General features: G+C 62.4%; 18 protein-coding genes and 1 other RNA gene. 8 read left to right on the forward strand and 11 right to left on the reverse strand.

What is annotated here, in order from left to right; genetic code table 11:
* Positions 1-11: 11 nt before the first annotated feature.
* From CQ041_RS03880 to CQ041_RS03900, 5 genes are read right to left on the reverse strand one after another with little or no spacing between them, the layout of a single operon-like run.
* On the reverse strand, positions 12-1,235 hold the full coding sequence (locus tag CQ041_RS03880; protein WP_177429353.1) for a 2-octaprenyl-3-methyl-6-methoxy-1,4-benzoquinol hydroxylase: 1,224 nt from the start codon (positions 1,233-1,235) through the stop codon (positions 12-14).
* Positions 1,236-1,244: 9 nt separating this feature from the next.
* Positions 1,245-1,730 carry a DUF4442 domain-containing protein gene (locus CQ041_RS03885; RefSeq protein WP_105521184.1) on the reverse strand — a complete coding sequence of 162 codons (486 nt, stop codon included), beginning with the start codon at positions 1,728-1,730 and terminating at the stop codon, positions 1,245-1,247.
* Positions 1,723-2,910, reverse strand: coding sequence for a 2-octaprenyl-6-methoxyphenyl hydroxylase (gene ubiH / locus CQ041_RS03890; RefSeq protein ID WP_105521185.1), 1,188 nt, complete (start codon positions 2,908-2,910; stop codon positions 1,723-1,725). The genes CQ041_RS03885 and ubiH overlap by 8 nt, the downstream gene beginning before the upstream one ends.
* Positions 2,907-4,229: a Xaa-Pro aminopeptidase gene (pepP, locus tag CQ041_RS03895; RefSeq protein ID WP_105521186.1), complete on the reverse strand. Its 1,323-nt coding sequence runs from the start codon at positions 4,227-4,229 to the stop codon at positions 2,907-2,909. Before pepP ends, ubiH begins: the two co-directional genes overlap by 4 nt.
* Positions 4,230-4,249: 20 nt before the next feature.
* Positions 4,250-4,807 (reverse strand): YecA family protein, encoded by a 558-nt coding sequence (locus CQ041_RS03900; RefSeq protein WP_105521187.1) that lies wholly within the window; start codon positions 4,805-4,807, stop codon positions 4,250-4,252.
* A 138-nt stretch (positions 4,808-4,945) separates the two neighbouring features.
* Between CQ041_RS03900 and CQ041_RS03905 the strand changes: the two genes are divergently transcribed.
* The 4 genes from CQ041_RS03905 to CQ041_RS03920 all read left to right on the forward strand — a co-directional run bounded on the left by CQ041_RS03905 (position 4,946) and on the right by CQ041_RS03920 (position 6,365).
* Positions 4,946-5,155, forward strand: coding sequence for a TIGR02449 family protein (locus CQ041_RS03905; RefSeq protein WP_003177365.1), 210 nt, complete (start codon positions 4,946-4,948; stop codon positions 5,153-5,155).
* Positions 5,152-5,469 carry a cell division protein ZapA gene (locus CQ041_RS03910; RefSeq protein ID WP_105521188.1) on the forward strand — a complete coding sequence of 106 codons (318 nt, stop codon included), beginning with the start codon at positions 5,152-5,154 and terminating at the stop codon, positions 5,467-5,469. The genes CQ041_RS03905 and CQ041_RS03910 overlap by 4 nt, the downstream gene beginning before the upstream one ends.
* A 30-nt stretch (positions 5,470-5,499) precedes the next feature.
* Positions 5,500-5,678: non-coding RNA, 6S RNA (gene ssrS / locus CQ041_RS03915), on the forward strand.
* A gap of 57 nt (positions 5,679-5,735) precedes the next feature.
* The gene (locus tag CQ041_RS03920) at positions 5,736-6,365 is read left to right on the forward strand and encodes a 5-formyltetrahydrofolate cyclo-ligase (RefSeq protein ID WP_105521189.1); all 630 of its coding nucleotides are present in this window, start codon (positions 5,736-5,738) and stop codon (positions 6,363-6,365) included.
* A gap of 7 nt (positions 6,366-6,372) precedes the next feature.
* Here CQ041_RS03920 and CQ041_RS03925 read toward each other — a convergent pair whose 3' ends face one another.
* Positions 6,373-6,522 (reverse strand): hypothetical protein, encoded by a 150-nt coding sequence (locus tag CQ041_RS03925; protein WP_085986534.1) that lies wholly within the window; start codon positions 6,520-6,522, stop codon positions 6,373-6,375.
* 194 nt (positions 6,523-6,716) lie between these two features.
* On the opposite strand from CQ041_RS03925, the gene CQ041_RS03930 reads away from it, so the two are divergent.
* Positions 6,717-7,166, forward strand: coding sequence for an EVE domain-containing protein (locus CQ041_RS03930; RefSeq protein ID WP_105521190.1), 450 nt, complete (start codon positions 6,717-6,719; stop codon positions 7,164-7,166).
* Between the two features lie 4 nt (positions 7,167-7,170).
* Here the strand turns inward: CQ041_RS03930 and CQ041_RS03935 are convergent, their stop codons facing one another.
* Entirely contained in the window at positions 7,171-7,578 is a 408-nt protein-coding gene (locus CQ041_RS03935; protein WP_105521191.1) for a flagellar basal body-associated protein FliL, read from the reverse strand.
* 149 nt (positions 7,579-7,727) lie between these two features.
* On the opposite strand from CQ041_RS03935, the gene CQ041_RS03940 reads away from it, so the two are divergent.
* Together CQ041_RS03940 and glpT are read left to right on the forward strand one after the other, a co-directional pair.
* Positions 7,728-8,705: an NADPH:quinone oxidoreductase family protein gene (locus CQ041_RS03940; protein WP_105521192.1), complete on the forward strand. Its 978-nt coding sequence runs from the start codon at positions 7,728-7,730 to the stop codon at positions 8,703-8,705.
* Positions 8,706-8,892: 187 nt separating this feature from the next.
* Positions 8,893-10,230, forward strand: a complete 1,338-nt coding sequence (gene glpT, locus CQ041_RS03945; RefSeq protein ID WP_105521193.1) for a glycerol-3-phosphate transporter — start codon at positions 8,893-8,895, stop codon at positions 10,228-10,230.
* Here glpT and CQ041_RS03950 read toward each other — a convergent pair.
* The gene (locus tag CQ041_RS03950) at positions 10,227-10,880 is read right to left on the reverse strand and encodes a gamma-glutamylcyclotransferase (RefSeq protein WP_105521194.1); all 654 of its coding nucleotides are present in this window, start codon (positions 10,878-10,880) and stop codon (positions 10,227-10,229) included. The genes glpT and CQ041_RS03950 overlap by 4 nt on opposite strands.
* Before the next feature lie 270 nt (positions 10,881-11,150).
* Here CQ041_RS03950 and CQ041_RS03955 point away from each other — a divergent pair, with 270 nt between their 5' ends.
* Complete coding sequence (locus tag CQ041_RS03955; RefSeq protein WP_105521195.1) at positions 11,151-11,633, forward strand: sn-glycerol-3-phosphate transporter; 483 nt, start codon at positions 11,151-11,153, stop codon at positions 11,631-11,633.
* A gap of 89 nt (positions 11,634-11,722) precedes the next feature.
* Here CQ041_RS03955 and CQ041_RS03960 read toward each other — a convergent pair whose 3' ends face one another.
* Genes CQ041_RS03960 through CQ041_RS03970 form a run of 3 tightly spaced genes read right to left on the reverse strand, consistent with a single transcriptional unit; the run spans position 11,723 to position 16,199 of the window.
* Positions 11,723-12,691, reverse strand: coding sequence for a CDP-6-deoxy-delta-3,4-glucoseen reductase (locus CQ041_RS03960; protein WP_105521196.1), 969 nt, complete (start codon positions 12,689-12,691; stop codon positions 11,723-11,725).
* A complete protein-coding gene (gene ubiD / locus CQ041_RS03965; RefSeq protein WP_105521197.1) occupies positions 12,691-14,157 on the reverse strand; it encodes a 4-hydroxy-3-polyprenylbenzoate decarboxylase in 1,467 nt (488 codons plus the stop codon). Before ubiD ends, CQ041_RS03960 begins: the two co-directional genes overlap by 1 nt.
* 59 nt (positions 14,158-14,216) lie before the next feature.
* A complete protein-coding gene (locus CQ041_RS03970; protein WP_105521198.1) occupies positions 14,217-16,199 on the reverse strand; it encodes an acyltransferase family protein in 1,983 nt (660 codons plus the stop codon).
* Between the last annotated feature and the right edge of the window lie 30 nt (positions 16,200-16,229).

The raw sequence follows: 16,229 nt of genomic DNA on the forward strand, positions 1-16,229 counted from the left end.
GGGGTCGCATTTCAACCTAAGGGTTTCGCAAGCTCCGGGAGGTCGCCGGTCAGGCCAAGGGCCTGGCGCACGAAGACGGCCTTGGCTTCGGGCATCTGGTCGACCATCTTCAACCCGGCGTTGCGCAACCAGCGCAGCGGCAGTTGATCGGCCTGGAACAGTCGCTCAAAACCTTCCATCGCCGCCATCAACGCCAGGTTGTGCGGCATGCGCCGACGCTCGTAGCGGCTCAACACCTTCACATCGGCCAGGCGCTCGCCGCGTTCGGTGGCTGCCAGGAGCACTTCGGCGAGTGTCGCTGCATCGAGGAAACCCAGGTTCACGCCCTGCCCCGCCAACGGATGAATCACGTGGGCAGCATCGCCGATCAACGCCAGGCCTTCGGCCACGTAGCGCTTGGCATGACGCTGGCGCAGCGGCACGCAGACACGCGGGTCGGCGCTGACCACCGTACCGAGACGCCCTTCGAAGGCACGCTCCAGTTCACGGCAGAAACGTTCATCGTCCAGCGCCATCAGGCGTTCGGACTCAGCCGGCGTGGTCGACCAGACAATCGAACACCAGTCCTCCTGCCCATCCCGCACCAGCGGCAAGAACGCCAGCGGGCCGGTGTCGGTGAAACGTTGCCAGGCCGTGCGCTGGTGCGGCTGGCTGCTGCGCACGCTGGTGACAATGGCGTTATGCAGGTAATCCCATTCGCGGGTGGCGGTGCCGGTCAGGCGGCGCACCGCGGAGTGGGCGCCATCGGCCGCCACCACCAGCGGCGCACGCAAGGTGCGGCCATCGGCCAGGGTCAGCAGCCAGTCATCGCCGGAGCGGCGCATCTGCTCCAGGCGCGCATTGGCCAGCAGGCCGAGGTCGCAGTCGTGCAGGCGGTCGAGCAAGGCGTCCTGGACCACGCGGTTCTCGACGATATGCCCGAGCACCTCGGCGTGCACGCTGGCGGCCGAAAAGTGGATCTGGCCGGTGCCGCTGCCGTCCCACACCTGCATGTCACCGTAAGGGCTGGCGCGGCGCGAGACAATGCCGTCCCACACGCCCAGGCGTTCGAGGATCCTCTGGCTGGCGGCCGACAAGGCGCTCACCCGGGGCTCGAAGGCCGCGTCCCGGTCGAACGGCTTGACGCTCAGCGGGCTGCCGTCGAGCAACAGCACTTGCAGGCCACTGCCTTGCAACGCCAGCGCCAGGGCGCTTCCGACCATTCCGGCCCCGACAATCAGCACATCTGCGCGCATGTCCATGGTTTAAGCCTGTCTCGCTCGCGGCTTGCGCCGCACGTAAAGGGTTTTATCGACCCGCGCCACCAGGGTGCCGGAGCCGTCATGAATCTCGACCTTGAGGTGGGGCAAGTATTTCTCGCCCCCTTCGGTCTGCCGACGAATCTCATCGAGCAACGCGTCGTCGATGGAAAATTCGGCGTACACCGGGCCTTTGCCCGGCGAGATGAAATCGATGCTCGCTGCCTTGTCCCACACGATGTAGTCGCGGCCGAGGTTCTCCATCAAGAGCAGCATGTAGAACGGATCGACCATCGAATACAGGCTGCCGCCAAACTGCGTGCCGACGTAGTTGCGGTTGTACCAGCCCAGGCCCATGCGCACTTTGACGTGGCGAAAATCAGCGCTCATGTGTTGCACGCTGACACCCGCGCCCAGGTACGGCGGATACAGGCTCATGACCCAGCGCAGCAGCCGCGCTTTACCGATGCGCGCAATCAGCCACTTACGCATCGGGCCGCGTGCCCAGGCCCATGGCTTGACGAGCGAACCAGCGCTTGGCCGGCGGCAGCAGGTCCAGCCCGAGCAGGCCCATGTTGCGCCCGAGGGCCACCAGCGGTTGGGCACTGCCAAACAGACGCGTGACCTGGTCGGAGAAGCCTACGGTGAGGCTCTGGTCCAGGCGTTGGCGCTCGCGGTAACCCTGCAACGTGGCCAGGTCGCCCGGCACCTGCGGCCCTGCCAGCAAGGCCTCGGCCAGGGCCACCGCATCGCGCAGGGACAGGTTGAACCCCTGCCCGGCAATCGGGTGCAGGCTGTGGGCGGCATTGCCGAGGATCGCCAGGTGGGAACGCACTTGCTCCTCGGCTTCCACCAGCGTCAGCGGATACAGATGACGCACCCCCACTTGTTTCAGGGTGCCCAGGCGGTAACCGAAAACGCCCTGCAATTCGCTGAGGAAACTGCGCTCGTCGAGGTTGGCCAGGCGCTGGGCGTCCATGCCGATGCGCGTCCATACCAGTGCGCAGCGGTTGTCCGGCAACGGCAACAGGGCCATCGGGCCTTCGTCGGTGAAACGTTCGAAGGCCTCGCCGTTATGGGCTTCGCTCGGTGTGATGTTGGCGATGAGCGCGCTCTGGTTGTACGGGCGGGTTTTCACGCCAATGCCCAGCTGTTCGCGCAGACCAGAGCGGCCACCGTCGGCCAGGACCGCGAGGTCGCACTCCAGCACGGTTTCATCGTTGAGGGTCAGGCGATAGCCATCGGCAAGCGGCTCCATGCGCGTGACTTCGGCCGGGCAACGCCAGCTGACCACGTCCTTGTCCAGGCCCTGCCACAGGCATTGGCCCAGCCAGGCATTTTCGACCACGTAGCCCAAGGCCGGCACGCCCTCCTCCATGGCAGACAAGCGCGCGGTGGAGAAGCGGCCCCGGTCCGATACGTGAATCTGCTTGATCGGCTCGGCGCGGCGGGAAATGTCCTGCCACAGCCCCAGCCGCTGATAAATCTGCCGCGCACCATAGGACAACGCCGAAGAACGCGCATCGTAGCTCGGCTGGTAGCTGTCGCCCGGAGCGAAGGGCTCGATCAGCACGATCTTCCAGCCCCGCGCCTTGGCCCCGGCCTGCAACGCCAGCGCCAGGCTGGCGCCCACCAGACCGCCACCGATGATGGCCAGGTTGACCCGGCTCATCGGGCAGCCGCCATCAGCGCTTCGATGTCGGCGACGGCCTTGGGCACGCCGCCGGTCAGGATTTCACAGCCTTGCTTGGTCACTACCACGTCGTCCTCGATGCGTACGCCAATGCCACGCCATTTCTTTGCCACGTTCGGGTGATCCGGCGCGATGTAGATGCCCGGCTCAACGGTCAACGCCATACCGACTTCCAGCACACGCCATTCACCGCCCACCTTGTACTCGCCCACATCATGCACATCCATGCCCAGCCAATGGCCGGCGCGGTGCATGTAGAACGCCTTATAGGCTTCGCTGGCGATCAACTCGTCGACGTCACCTTGCAACAATCCCAACGCCACCAGGCCGCTGGTGATCACTCGCACCGTAGCCTCATGGGCCTGGTTCCAATGCTTGTTCGGGGCGATCTCGGCAAACGCGGCTTCCTGGGACGCCAGCACGATCTCGTAGATCGCCTTCTGTTCGGGCGAAAACCGGCCGTTGACCGGCCAGGTGCGGGTGATGTCGCTGGCGTAGCAGTCGATCTCGCAACCGGCGTCGATCAGCACCAGGTCGCCGTCCTTGAGCACGGCGTCATTCTGCTGGTAATGCAGGATGCAGCTGTTGCGCCCGGCGGCGACGATGGAGCCGTAGGCGGGCATCTTCGCGCCGCCCTTGCGAAATTCGTAATCCAGTTCGGCTTCGAGGCTGAATTCGTGCAACCCGGCGCGACTGGCCTGCATCGCCCGGATATGGGCGGCGCAGGAAATTCGCGCGGCTTCACGCATCACCTTCACTTCTGCCGCCGATTTATACAGGCGCATGTCGTGGAGCAGATGATCCAGGGCAACGAACTCGTTCGGCGGCTGGGCGCCGAGGTGCGCCTTGGAACGGATCACGTTGATCCACTCCATCAGGTGGCGGTCGAATTCGGCATTGCTGCCCATGGCCGAATACACCCGGTCGCGGCCTTCGATCAGGCCGGGCAGGATGTCGTCGATATCGGTGATGGGGAATGCGTCGTCTGCGCCGAAGTCACGGATCGCGCCTTCGGTGCCGGCGCGCAGGCCGTCCCACAGTTCGCGTTCGGCGTTGCGCTCGCGGCAGAACACCACGTACTCGCCGTGCTGGCGACCGGGCATCAGCACGATCACCGCTTCCGGCTCGGGGAAACCGCTCAGGTACTGGAAGTCGCTGTCCTGGCGGTACACGTGCTCGACATCACGGTTGCGAATGGCCACGGCGGCGGCCGGCAGGATCGCGATGCTGTTGGGTTCCATCTGCGCCATGAGCGCCTTGCGACGCCGGGTGTATTCCGCTCTGGGGATATGAATCATGGGCAGATGGGCTTCCTTTCTCAGTGCAGCGACGGCTTGGGTGCGGCCGGTTCAGCGGACTTGCGGGTCTCGGTGAACAGCAGCAGCGGCGCGACGCGCAGGTACTCCATGACTTCCATGTAGTCGCCTTCGCCGTCTTCGGACTCTTCCAGGGCGTCTTGCACCTGGGAGATGGCCGCCAGGTCCTGCAATACTTCCTTGGCGTCGGTGCTCAGTTCCAGGCCGCCGGCGTTGACGCCGAAACCGTGAAGGAAGCCCTGGCACCATTGGCCCAGCGCGGCAGCGCGCTCGGTGAGCGGCGCGTCGTCGGTCGGCAGCAGCAGGACCACGGTGACGTCATCACCGGTCAGCTCGCCCTTGACCATTTCCTGCAGGCCGATCAGTGCGTTACGCACGTTGTCTTCGGGTTCTTTTTCCAGCAGTTCGGCCACATCGGCCAGCCAGTTGTCGGCATCGAAGCCTACGCCGGTGCAGCTGCGGCCCAGCAACACGCCGTGCAGTTCGGCAGGCGAGCAAGGGTGGCCGCTGGTGCTCAGCAGTTTGGAAAAAGCGTCGTACGGGGAGTTCTGAATGGGCATGGTGAGCTAGGCGCCAGACGGCGCAATGTCTAGAATGGAGCGCTGTATCCTAGCACCGGCAGACGTACCAAGACTATCAAGGGCGTCAGATCGTTTATCCTGCAGTTGCCATTCATCAGACAAATCCAGTGGAACCCAATGGAAGACACCGACCTGCAAGCGCTGATGGCCAGACTCGAACTGCTAATTGATCGGGTCGAGCAACTTAAGAGTCAAAATGGACTCCTACTAGCTCAGGAAAAAACCTGGCGCGAGGAACGCGCTCACCTCATTGAAAAAAACGAAATCGCCCGGCGTAAGGTCGAATCGATGATTTCGCGCCTGAAGGCCCTGGAGCAAGACTCATGAGTTCAAGCAATAGCGTCACCGTGCAGATCCTGGATAAAGAATATTCGATCATCTGCCCCCAGGAAGAGCGCAACAACCTGGTGAGCGCTGCCCGCTACCTGGATGGCAAGATGCGTGAGATCCGCAGCAGCGGCAAAGTCATCGGTGCCGACCGTATCGCCGTGATGGCCGCGCTGAACATCACTCACGACCTGCTGCACAAGCAGGAGCGCCCCGATGTGCAGGCCAGCGGGTCGACCCGCGAGCAGGTGCGTGACCTGCTGGAACGCGTTGATCTGGTGCTGTCCAGCGACACAGACGCATCCAAGGGCTGATTGCCGAGTCGGTTTAAGGTATACTCGCCCCACTCCCTGGCGTGTTTGCCAGTCGGCGATGTCCCTGAGCCGATTCGCACTACCCTGGAAGTTGCACGTTGGGCTGGTGTGCATGTCCGCTAGACGGAAAGCCTGAAAGCCTACTGCTTCTTCCACCTTGAACTTTCGGGTTCAAGGGCTAAGTCGACAGCGGCTCTGTCGGGGAGCCTGAATTCCCAAACTCAATGCCAGTCTTCGGACTGGCATTGTTTTATGAGCCGGAACCCATGACCGAACCTGCGCCGCTCTCTCGTCCGCAACTTCGACGCATGTTGCGCAAAGCCCGTCGCGAACTCACGCCGAGCGAGCAGCGCAAGGCCGCCCAAGGCCTGTTTCGGCAACTGGCACAGCACCCGCTGTTTCGCCGCTCCAGGCATATCTCCCTGTATTTACCGACGGACGGTGAAATCGATCCGCGCCTGCTGCTGCGCGCTGCCCAGCGTCGGGGCAAGGCCACCTACCTGCCGGTGCTCAGCGCCTGGCCACGGACCAAGATGGTGTTCCAGCGCGTGCGGCCCGGCGAAAAGCTGCGGCCCAATCGCTTCCGGATCCTGGAGCCGCGCATCAACCTCGGCCAACAACGCGCGGTGTGGGCACTGAACCTGGTATTGCTGCCCTTGGTAGGCTTCGATGAAACTGGCGGGCGCCTGGGCATGGGCGGAGGATTCTACGACCGTAGCCTCGCCTATCTCGCCCGGCGCCAGAACTGGCGCGCACCGACGCTGCTGGGCCTGGCCCATGAATGTCAGAAGGTCGAACGCCTGACGCAGGCAAGTTGGGATGTGCCGCTGGCTGGCACGGTGACGGACAAAAGATGGTATATCGCAGAGGCACCACTGGAGTCAGCAGTGCCTTGAGGAAGGGTCAGCGCTTGAACGGTTGCGGCTGTTGCTGAGTCAACTCGATGGGCGCATCGGTCTTGTTCGACCACAAGCTTTGCGCATACCCGGTGGTCACGACGCCCAGACCAAACAAAATCACCAAAATCCATAGTAAATCCGGTTTACGTTGCATCGATTGCCCCCCTTCAGGCACCTCGTACACGATGACAACAACGTTCCAAAGTAGTCCGTTGCAGCGGCGTCAAGCTTAAAAGCCGGCATTCTGCGGTAACGTGAACCAACACGCAAACCTTGGCGCCAACCGACTGTCGGTTTGTCATTAAATTGCCCGACAACTTGCCCAATCCCATTTTCAGGAGCGCAAAAATGGCCTATTGGCTGATGAAATCCGAGCCCGACGAGCTCTCGATCAAGGGCTTGGAAAAGCTCGGCGAGGCCCGTTGGGACGGGGTACGCAACTATCAGGCGCGCAACTTCCTGCGCGCCATGGCCGAGGGTGACACGTTCTTCTTCTACCACTCCAGTTGCCCGGAGCCGGGGATTGCCGGCATCGGCAAAATCATCAAGGCGGCGTATCCAGACCCCACCGCACTCGATCCGCAAAGTCACTATTTCGATGCCAAGGCCAGCACGGAAAAAAACCCGTGGAGCGCTATCGACGTGGCCCACGTCGAGACGTTTCCCCGCGTGCTGGGCCTTGGCTATCTAAAGCAGCAAGCCGCCCTTGCCGAACTGCCGCTGGTGCAAAAAGGCAGCCGGCTATCGGTAATGCCGGTGACCGCCGAGCAATGGGTGGCGGTCCTCGGGTTGCGCTGAGGCGTTACTGGATGATGAGGTTGTTGAACAACAGGTCTTCCACCACCGGCTTGCCGGTCTCGTCGTTCATCACTTGCTGAGTCTGCTTCAGGGCTTCCTGACGCAACTTCTCTTTGCCTTCCACGGTGCTCATGGTCTCGTTGGTCTGTTGGGTAAACAGCGCCACCAATTGGTTGCGGATCAACGCGTCATTGGCTTTGACCGCGGCGGCGGCTTCGGTGCCGGTCACGCGCAGGGCGATGTCGGCCTTGTAGACCTTGAGCTTGGCCGTGCCATCCAGGCCATAGTTGCCCACGAACGGCGGGCTCAGGCTGATATAGCTGACTTTCGGCGCCTCGCCCTCTTTGGCTTCTTCGGCCTGGGCTGCCATCGGCAAGGTCAGGGCCAGCATCAACAGGATCCACGCTTTCACAATTCATTCCTCACATTCGGTGGCAGGTAGCATAACGCTAGCCAGGCAGAGCACAAGCTTATGGCGACTTATCAGGCCCGGGCATGCTCGTTGACCCACCCGGTTACCCTCCTACACTTATCGGCCACGACCCCCAAAGGAATAGTCCGATGAAAGCTGTGCTGTGCAAAGCCTTCGGCCCCGCCGAAAACCTCGTGCTGGAAGATGTCGAAAGCCCGGCGATCAAGAAGAACGAAATCCTGCTGGACGTGCACGCCGCCGGGGTCAATTTCCCGGACACCCTGATCATCGAAGGCAAGTACCAGTTCAAGCCGCCATTTCCGTTCTCGCCGGGTGGCGAGGCGGCGGGTGTGGTCCGTGAAGTCGGGGAAAAGGTCAGCCACCTCAAGGTCGGCGACCGCGTCATGGCGCTGACCGGCTGGGGCAGCTTTGCCGAACAGGTCGCGGTGCCGGGCTACAACGTACTGCCGATCCCGCCAAGCATGGACTTCACCACCGCCGCAGCCTTCAGCATGACTTACGGCACCTCGATGCACGCGCTGAAACAACGCGCCCATCTGCAACCCGGCGAAACCCTGTTGGTGCTTGGCGCCTCGGGCGGCGTGGGCCTGGCCGCCGTGGAAATCGGCAAGGCCATGGGGGCCCGCGTGATCGCCGCGGCGAGCAGCGCCGACAAACTCGCCGTGGCCAAGGCCGCAGGCGCCGATGAGTTGATCAACTACAGCGAAACCAGCCTGAAGGATGAGGTCAAGCGCCTCACCGACGGCAACGGCGCCGATGTGATCTACGACCCGGTGGGCGGCGACCTGTTTGACCAGGCCATCCGCAGCATCGCCTGGAATGGCCGCCTGCTGGTGGTGGGGTTCGCCAGCGGGCGCATTCCGGAGCTGCCGGTGAACCTCGCGCTGCTCAAGGGCGCGGCGGTGGTCGGCGTGTTCTGGGGCTCGTTTGCCCAGCGCCAGCCGCAGGATAACGCGGCGAATTTCCAGCAGTTGTTCGGGTGGTTTGCCGAGGGCCGGTTGAAACCGCTGGTGTCGCAGGTGTATCCACTGGACCAGGCGGCCCAGGCGATCAACGATCTGGTGCAGCGCAAGGCTGTCGGTAAAGTGGTCGTCCAGACTCGATAAAAAATTTGAAACAGGGTCAATGTGGGAGGGGGCAAGCCCCCTTCCACATTTTGATCTCCGGTGTTCGTAAGGGAACATTCATTAGCGCTCATTTCTTGTTGTTTGCAGATAAGAGGCAATGCTATTTTCGGTAACGAAACTGTAACATTCGCATCCGCAGTCAAAACAAGAAATCTGGAGCTCTTGAATGTTTGCTTTCTTTCGTCCTGCCGCACATCAGGCGCCCCTGCCTGAAGAAAAAATAGACAGTACCTACCGACGCCTGCGCTGGCAGATCTTCGCCGGTATTTTCTTTGGCTACGCAGGCTACTACCTGCTGCGCAAAAACTTCTCCCTGGCCATGCCCTACCTGATCGACGAGGGTTACACCCGTGGTGAACTGGGCCTGGCGATGTCGGCCATCGCGATTGCCTACGGCCTGTCCAAGTTCCTCATGGGCCTAGTGTCCGACCGCTCCAACCCGCGCTACTTCCTGCCCTTCGGCCTGCTGGTTTCAGCCGGTGTGATGTTCATTTTCGGTTTCGCACCTTGGGCGACGTCCAGCGTGACCATGATGTTCATTTTGCTGTTCATCAACGGCTGGGCCCAAGGCATGGGCTGGCCGCCAAGTGGGCGGACCATGGTGCACTGGTGGTCGCAGAAGGAACGCGGCGGCGTGGTGTCGGTGTGGAACGTGGCGCATAACGTCGGCGGTGGCCTGATCGGCCCGCTGTTCCTGCTGGGCATGGCCTGGTTCAACGACTGGCACGCAGCGTTCTACGTCCCGGCCACCGTGGCCCTGCTGGTGGCGGCATTTGCCTTCATCACCATGCGCGACACCCCGCAATCGGTGGGCCTGCCGCCTATCGAGAAGTACAAGAACGACTACCCGGAAGGCTACGACGCCAGCCACGAAGACGAATTCAGCGCCAGGGAAATCTTCGTCAAGTACGTGCTGCGCAACAAGATGCTGTGGTACATCGCCTTCGCCAACGTGTTCGTCTACCTGTTGCGCTACGGCGTGCTGGACTGGGCACCGACCTACCTGAAAGAAGCCAAGCACTTCACCGTCGACAAATCGTCGTGGGCGTACTTCTTCTACGAGTGGGCGGGCATTCCAGGCACCCTGCTGTGCGGCTGGATGTCGGACAAGATCTTCCGCGGCAACCGTGGCCTCACCGGCATTGTGTTCATGGCGCTGGTGACCGTGGCGACCCTGGTGTACTGGCTCAACCCGCCAGGCAACCCGATGGTCGACATGATCGCGCTGGTGTCCATCGGCTTCCTGATCTACGGCCCGGTCATGCTGATCGGCCTGCAGGCACTGGAACTGGCGCCGAAGAAAGCCGCCGGCACGGCCGCGGGCTTCACGGGCCTGTTTGGTTACCTGGGCGGTTCGGTGGCGGCGAGTGCAGCCATGGGCTACACCGTGGACCACTTCGGCTGGGACGGTGGCTTCGTGCTGCTGATCGGCGCGTGCGTGTTGGCCATCGCGTTCCTGATCCCTACGCTATGGCACACCAACAGCGTCAGTTCGGCGCGTTAACCGCCTGAACAGTCCTTCGCACAACGCTTGAGCCGCGCCTCCAGGTTTTTATCTGGCATGGCGTGGCTACGCAGGGCGTTGACGGTCTGCTCGACATAATCGCGCGTAGTGCCGTAGCGCCCGCAAGCGCTTTCCAGCACGTGGTTCAGGATGGCGTCGGGAAGATTCCCCGCATAACTGGGCAAGTGCCGCTCCAATACAAACCCCAAGGCCTGCACCTGAGTGCCATCTTCAAGACGGCAACTGAGCCAGTGTGGCCGATACGAGGGGTAAGGCATTTCGCGGCACCACAACGCGTAGAGCGAAGCCTCCAGCTGATCTTCCGGCAGACGGTAGGCAAACCCGCTGCAGGAGCCACCGCGATCCAGGCCAAAAACCAACCCCGGCAACTCCGGCGTGCCCCGATGCTCGTGGGACCACAGGTACAACCCTCGGTGATAGCCGTGGACCCGCGCCCGCACCCGCTGCGTCGAAGAACACTCCGGGCGCCAGATCAATGATCCGTAGGCAAACAGCCAGACCGGCCCACCCTTGTGCCGACCCATGGTGGCCTGCATCGAGCTCATCAATTGTTCGTGAGTGAGTTGCGGGCCTAGATCGAGCCGCGGAGGGTAAGCCAATTGCATAAGATCGGATTCAATAACGGTCATGGCAGATCGCTGAGGTCTCCTGTGTGTCTGCGGGAAACTGGTACAGGTTGCGTGTAACTCTAGCGTAATGGAACACACTGCTGCGCCTGAATTAAATACCTTAAAAGCATAAGTAAAAGTATAAGCCTGGCCCCCGTTCGTCAGGATTTACCCTGCCAACCCCGTTACCTTCAGCCCTGGTTCAGCCTGGGCACGCCGCTCGACGTCAAAATGGCGCGTACACCACGACCCACTTAGCCGCCCGTCAAACCGACTATCGAGGTCGCACCCATGAAGACATTTCGCCTGCCTGGCCTGTTGTTCCTGGCCCAGGCCACCACAGCGCTGGCAAACGAAGCGCCAGGGGGCACAGAGGACAAAGGCTTCTGGTACGCCCAGACCAGCGTGTACACCCGGCACTTTTCGCCCGACCCGGCACACAACAACAATCAGGACCTGATCGGCCTGGAGCGCAATGACGCCTCAGGCTGGGTGTATGGCGGGGCGACGTTTCGCAATTCATTCAGCCAACGTTCGTACTATGCCTATGCGGGCAAGCGCTACGACATGACGGACTACCCGGTGTACCTGAAGCTGACCGGCGGGGCGATCCAGGGTTATCGCGGAAAGTACCGCGACAAAATCCCGTTGAATCGCTTCGGCGTGGCGCCGGTAATCATTCCGTCAGTGGGCACCCATTACGGGCCGGTAGCGGCGGAACTGGTATTGCTGGGGTTCAATGCAGCGATGGTGACGACGGGCGTGCGGTTCTAACCCTGACATGGTTCTGAGTGAGCACAATCCAAATGTGGGAGGGGGCAAGCCCCCTGCCACACAAGCCCCGCTCCACGATAGGGTCAGTGTCAGGGCCGTGGGGCGTAGGCAAACACGTCAGCACGCATCTGGTGCGCATCCATGCCAGCGTCCACCAAGGCATCCAGCGTGCCGTAGATCATCGCCGGCGACCCGCTGGCGTAAACATGCACGGCCTTGAGGTCGCTGATGTCTTCGCACACCGCTTCATGCAGCAGCCCGCAACGGCCTTCCCAGCCACACAGGTCGCTGACGACCTTGTGCAGGAACAGGTTGGGCAGTTGCTTCCATTGCTCCCAGTGCTCGATGGCGTAGAAATCTTCCGGACGACGCACGCCCCAGTACAGGTGCACCGGATGCTTGAAGCCGGAGGCGCGGCAATGTTCGATCAGGCTGTGCATCTGCGCCATGCCGGTGCCGGCAGCGATGAGTACCAGCGGCCCCTCGGGCAGCTCGGCCAGGTGGGTGTCGCCAAACGGCAGCTCGACGCGCGCCATCTGGTTACGCTGCAACTGCTCCAGCAGGCTGCGGGCGCTGTCTTCGCGGGCCAGTACGTGCAGTTCCAACTCGCGCCCGGCGTGGGGCGCGGACGCCAGGGAAAACGCTGACTTCTCGCCGTTCTCCCGCTCGATCATCAGGTATTGCCCGGCGTGGTAACGCACGGCCTTGCCCGCTGGCGCGCGTAAACGCACGCGCCACACGTCGCCGCCGACGTCCACACACTCGCTCAATTGGCACGACAACTTGCGCAACGGCAACTCTCCCGGCGCCAACACGCCATCCCACAGCACTACGCAATCTTCCAGCGGCTCGGCAATGCACGTGTAGAACTCACCGTGGTCACGCACTTCACCGGCTTGCTGCACCCGGCCTTCCACCAACAGCGCGGCGCACACATGGCAGACCCCGTTGCGGCAGGCCTGAGGGCATTCATAGCCCAGGCGACGCGCCCCTTCAAGGATTCGCTCGCCAGGGACCAGCTCCAGCACGGCGCCGGACGGTTGCAGGGTTACACGCATCAATCTATTCCCAATTCTTTCCAGATCGCATCGACACGTGCGGTGATGGCTTCATCCTTGACGATCACCCGGCCCCACTCTCGCGTGGTTTCACCCGGCCATTTGTGCGTGGCGTCCAGGCCCATCTTCGAACCCAGGCCCGACACCGGCGAGGCGAAGTCGAGGTAGTCGATCGGCGTGTTGTCGATCATCACCGTGTCGCGCTTGGGGTCCATGCGCGTGGTGATGGCCCAGATCACGTCGTTCCAGTCGCGGGCATTGATGTCGTCGTCGGTGACAATAACGAACTTGGTGTACATGAACTGTCGCAAAAACGACCACACACCCAGCATGACCCGCTTGGCGTGGCCCGGGTACGACTTCTTCATGGTCACGATGGCCATGCGGTACGAGCAGCCCTCGGGCGGCAGGTAGAAGTCGGTGATTTCCGGGAACTGCTTTTGCAGGATCGGCACGAACACTTCGTTGAGCGCCACGCCAAGGATCGCCGGCTCATCCGGCGGACGGCCGGTGTAGGTGCTGTGGTAGATCGGTTTGATACGGTGGGTGATGCGCTCGACGGTGAACACCGGGAAACTGTCGACTTCGTTGTAATAACCGGTGTGGTCGCCGTAAGGACCTTCATCGGCCATTTCACCTGGGTGAATCACGCCTTCGAGGATGATCTCGGCGGTGGCCGGCACTTGCAGGTCGTTGCCACGGCACTTCACCAGCTCGGTACGGTTACCGCGCAACAGACCGGCGAAGGCGTATTCGGACAGGCTGTCGGGCACCGGGGTGACCGCGCCGAGGATGGTCGCCGGGTCTGCGCCCAGTGCCACGGAGACCGGGAACGGCTGGCCGGGGTGTTTTTCGCACCACTCGCGGTAATCCAGCGCACCGCCACGGTGGCTCAGCCAGCGCATGATCACCTTGTTGCGGCCGATCACTTGCTGGCGGTAGATACCGAGGTTCTGACGGTCCTTGTTCGGGCCTTTTGTGACGGTCAGGCCCCAGGTGATCAGCGGGCCGACGTCGCCGGGCCAGCAGGTCTGCACCGGAAGCATGGCCAGGTCGACGTCATCGCCTTCGATGACCACTTCCTGGCACACCGCGTCCTTGACCACTTTTGGCGCCATGGCAATGATCTTGCGGAAGATCGGCAGCTTCGACCACGCATCCTTCAAGCCCTTCGGCGGCTCGGGCTCCTTGAGGAACGCCAGCAGCTTGCCGATCTCGCGCAGCTCGCTGACCGACTCGGCGCCCATGCCAAACGCCACGCGCTCAGGCGTGCCGAACAGGTTGCCGAGCACCGGAATGTCATAGCCGGTCGGGTTCTCGAACAGCAGCGCCGGGCCCTTGTTGCGCAAGGTACGGTCGCAAATCTCAGTCATTTCCAGTACCGGGGAAATCGGCATCTGGATACGTTTCAACTCTCCGCGCTGCTCAAGTTGCTGCACGAAATCCCGAAGATCCTTGAATTTCATTAACCATGCCACCCGTAAAATAGGCGTACATCCTACCTGCTCTGCGTGCCGCTGGCAGCTTAATTGGCCGTCAGACCACGTGATTGCAACGAACTGAACAGCGGTTCCAGGAACGCTTCGATGTACCGCGCCCCGGCGTCTGAAAGGTGATTATCGTCGGTATACAGCGCGCGCCCGTCGAGTTCGACCCGGCACAGGCCCGCGGCATCACACAGTTGCGGCGCAGGATCCAGCACCTGCACGCCGTCGTCGGCGGCCGCCAGTTGATCAAACAGCTGGGTGATGAACACCTGGCGCCTCACATGATGAGCCACGTCAAGCCCCTCACCTTCCACCGAACGGTTCAGCATGGCCAGGCGACTGAGCCGATAAGGCACCACCATCTCCTGCAAGGGCACTTCCTTGACCAGCCATACCCGGTGCCCGGCGGCCCGCAAGCCAGCCACGCGCTGGCGCAGGCCTGCGGCAAAGCGCTGCTCGGCAACGGCACGCACATAGTGGCCGGTGTCAGGATCCTTGAGCGCGGGGCCCAGGTCACCCGATAATTGCCCGTACAGATACAGGCTCCAACGCGCCACCAGCACCACGTCCGTGAATGACTGTTGGCTCATGGCCTGTTCGACACGCTGATTGAACCGCGCGCACTGGCTGACATTCTCCAGCCCATCCAACGGCAGGCACCCGGCGAAGCTGGCCTGGACCAGGCTGATGTGATGGCGGTCGGCACCCGCCTCGAGTGCGGGGATCAAGGCAGCGGCGTGGCTGTCGCCCCACACCAGCGCAGACCTGGCGCTGTCGCGCGGGCCGAAGTGGCAGAACAACCGGTCATCTTGGGTCTTGCGGTCCGCGATGCATGCCAGCAGCTCCGGGCCCCACTGCTTGGCCTGGGCATAGCGCAGCGCCTGCTCGGGCAGGCGCCACGGCAAGCCGTCGGTCCAGCGCAACACCTGGCCCGCCAGGCCCAGGCAGAGCATGCCGACGCCGGCGCCCAGCAGGATCGCCTTGCGCCCTGCCAACAGGCGCTTCTCACGAAACGGAGCCTCGACGAACCGCCACGAGAGGTAACCCAACAGCAGGGTAGCCAGCAGGACTGCGGCCCACTCGAAGGCATTCAAGCCATCGATGGCCGCGTAGCTGGAATAGACGAAGACCGGCCAATGCCACAGGTACCACGAGTACGACACCAGCCCCAGCCCCACCATCACCCGCGTGCTGAGCAGGCGCCCGACCCAGGTGTGTTGCTGCCCGTTGGCCCAGATCAACCCCACCACCCCCAGCACGGGCAGCAATGCCGCGATGCCGGGAAACGGGGTGACTGAATCGAAGCCGAACACTGCAACCAGGATCAGCCCCATGGACACCAGGCTGACGCCCTGGGCCAGGGCCGGCGATGCACGCCAGGCGGTTTTGGGCATCACTGCCAGCATCGCGCCTGCCAGCAGTTCCCAGGCGCGCATGTGCAAGAGGAAGAAGGCTTTTTGCGGTTGATGGAAGACTGCCCAGGCACTCATGCCAAACGACACCAGCAACAGCCCGAACAGCACCAGACGCCAGTGTTTCAAACGGCTGGACAGCACGGCCAGAACCAGCGGGAACAGGATGTAGAACTGCTCCTCCACCGCCAGCGACCAGGTATGCAGCAACGGCTTGATATCGGACGCCGCATCGAAATAACCGTCCTGCCGCGCAAACAGCAGGTTGGACGTAAACACCACCTGATAACGCGCCGAGCGCCCGAGCTCTTCGTAATCCTTGGGCGCCAGCAGGAACCAGCCCACCGCCAGCGTGGCCGCCATCATCACAAACAGCGCCGGCAAGATGCGCCGCGCCCGCCGTGCCCAGAAGTCCACGAAACTGAAACGCCCAGCCTCGCGCTCGCGCCAGATGATCGAGGTGATCAGGAAACCTGAAATCACGAAGAACACATCTACGCCGACAAAGCCGCCCGTAACGCCCGGAACCCCGAAATGAAACAGCACCACTGCGATTACTGCGACGGCTCGCAGGCCGTCAATGTCTCTTCGATACGCAAGCACGGTCATAGATAGTCTTGTCAGTCTGTCACGGTTAGT

The organism is Pseudomonas sp. MYb60 (assembly GCF_002979555.1).
Classification (GTDB): Bacteria; Pseudomonadota; Gammaproteobacteria; order Pseudomonadales; family Pseudomonadaceae; genus Aquipseudomonas.

Excerpts from the sequence above, each read along its gene's own strand:
- CQ041_RS03885 (WP_105521184.1), bottom strand. The coding sequence starts at position 1,730 with ATGCGTAAGTGGCTGATTGCGCGCATCGGTAAAGCGCGGCTGCTGCGC.
- CQ041_RS03970 (WP_105521198.1), bottom strand. The coding sequence starts at position 16,199 with ATGACCGTGCTTGCGTATCGAAGAGACATTGACGGCCTGCGAGCCGTC.
- glpT (WP_105521193.1), top strand. The coding sequence starts at position 8,893 with ATGTTTGCTTTCTTTCGTCCTGCCGCACATCAGGCGCCCCTGCCTGAA.
- CQ041_RS03955 (WP_105521195.1), top strand. The coding sequence starts at position 11,151 with ATGAAGACATTTCGCCTGCCTGGCCTGTTGTTCCTGGCCCAGGCCACC.
- CQ041_RS03960 (WP_105521196.1), bottom strand. The coding sequence starts at position 12,691 with ATGCGTGTAACCCTGCAACCGTCCGGCGCCGTGCTGGAGCTGGTCCCT.
- CQ041_RS03940 (WP_105521192.1), top strand. The coding sequence starts at position 7,728 with ATGAAAGCTGTGCTGTGCAAAGCCTTCGGCCCCGCCGAAAACCTCGTG.
- CQ041_RS03880 (WP_177429353.1), bottom strand. The coding sequence starts at position 1,235 with ATGCGCGCAGATGTGCTGATTGTCGGGGCCGGAATGGTCGGAAGCGCC.
- CQ041_RS03910 (WP_105521188.1), top strand. The coding sequence starts at position 5,152 with ATGAGTTCAAGCAATAGCGTCACCGTGCAGATCCTGGATAAAGAATAT.
- ubiH (WP_105521185.1), bottom strand. The coding sequence starts at position 2,910 with ATGAGCCGGGTCAACCTGGCCATCATCGGTGGCGGTCTGGTGGGCGCC.
- CQ041_RS03930 (WP_105521190.1), top strand. The coding sequence starts at position 6,717 with ATGGCCTATTGGCTGATGAAATCCGAGCCCGACGAGCTCTCGATCAAG.
- pepP (WP_105521186.1), bottom strand. The coding sequence starts at position 4,229 with ATGATTCATATCCCCAGAGCGGAATACACCCGGCGTCGCAAGGCGCTC.
- CQ041_RS03925 (WP_085986534.1), bottom strand. The coding sequence starts at position 6,522 with ATGCAACGTAAACCGGATTTACTATGGATTTTGGTGATTTTGTTTGGT.
- CQ041_RS03900 (WP_105521187.1), bottom strand. The coding sequence starts at position 4,807 with ATGCCCATTCAGAACTCCCCGTACGACGCTTTTTCCAAACTGCTGAGC.
- CQ041_RS03950 (WP_105521194.1), bottom strand. The coding sequence starts at position 10,880 with ATGACCGTTATTGAATCCGATCTTATGCAATTGGCTTACCCTCCGCGG.
- CQ041_RS03905 (WP_003177365.1), top strand. The coding sequence starts at position 4,946 with ATGGAAGACACCGACCTGCAAGCGCTGATGGCCAGACTCGAACTGCTA.
- ubiD (WP_105521197.1), bottom strand. The coding sequence starts at position 14,157 with ATGAAATTCAAGGATCTTCGGGATTTCGTGCAGCAACTTGAGCAGCGC.
- CQ041_RS03920 (WP_105521189.1), top strand. The coding sequence starts at position 5,736 with ATGACCGAACCTGCGCCGCTCTCTCGTCCGCAACTTCGACGCATGTTG.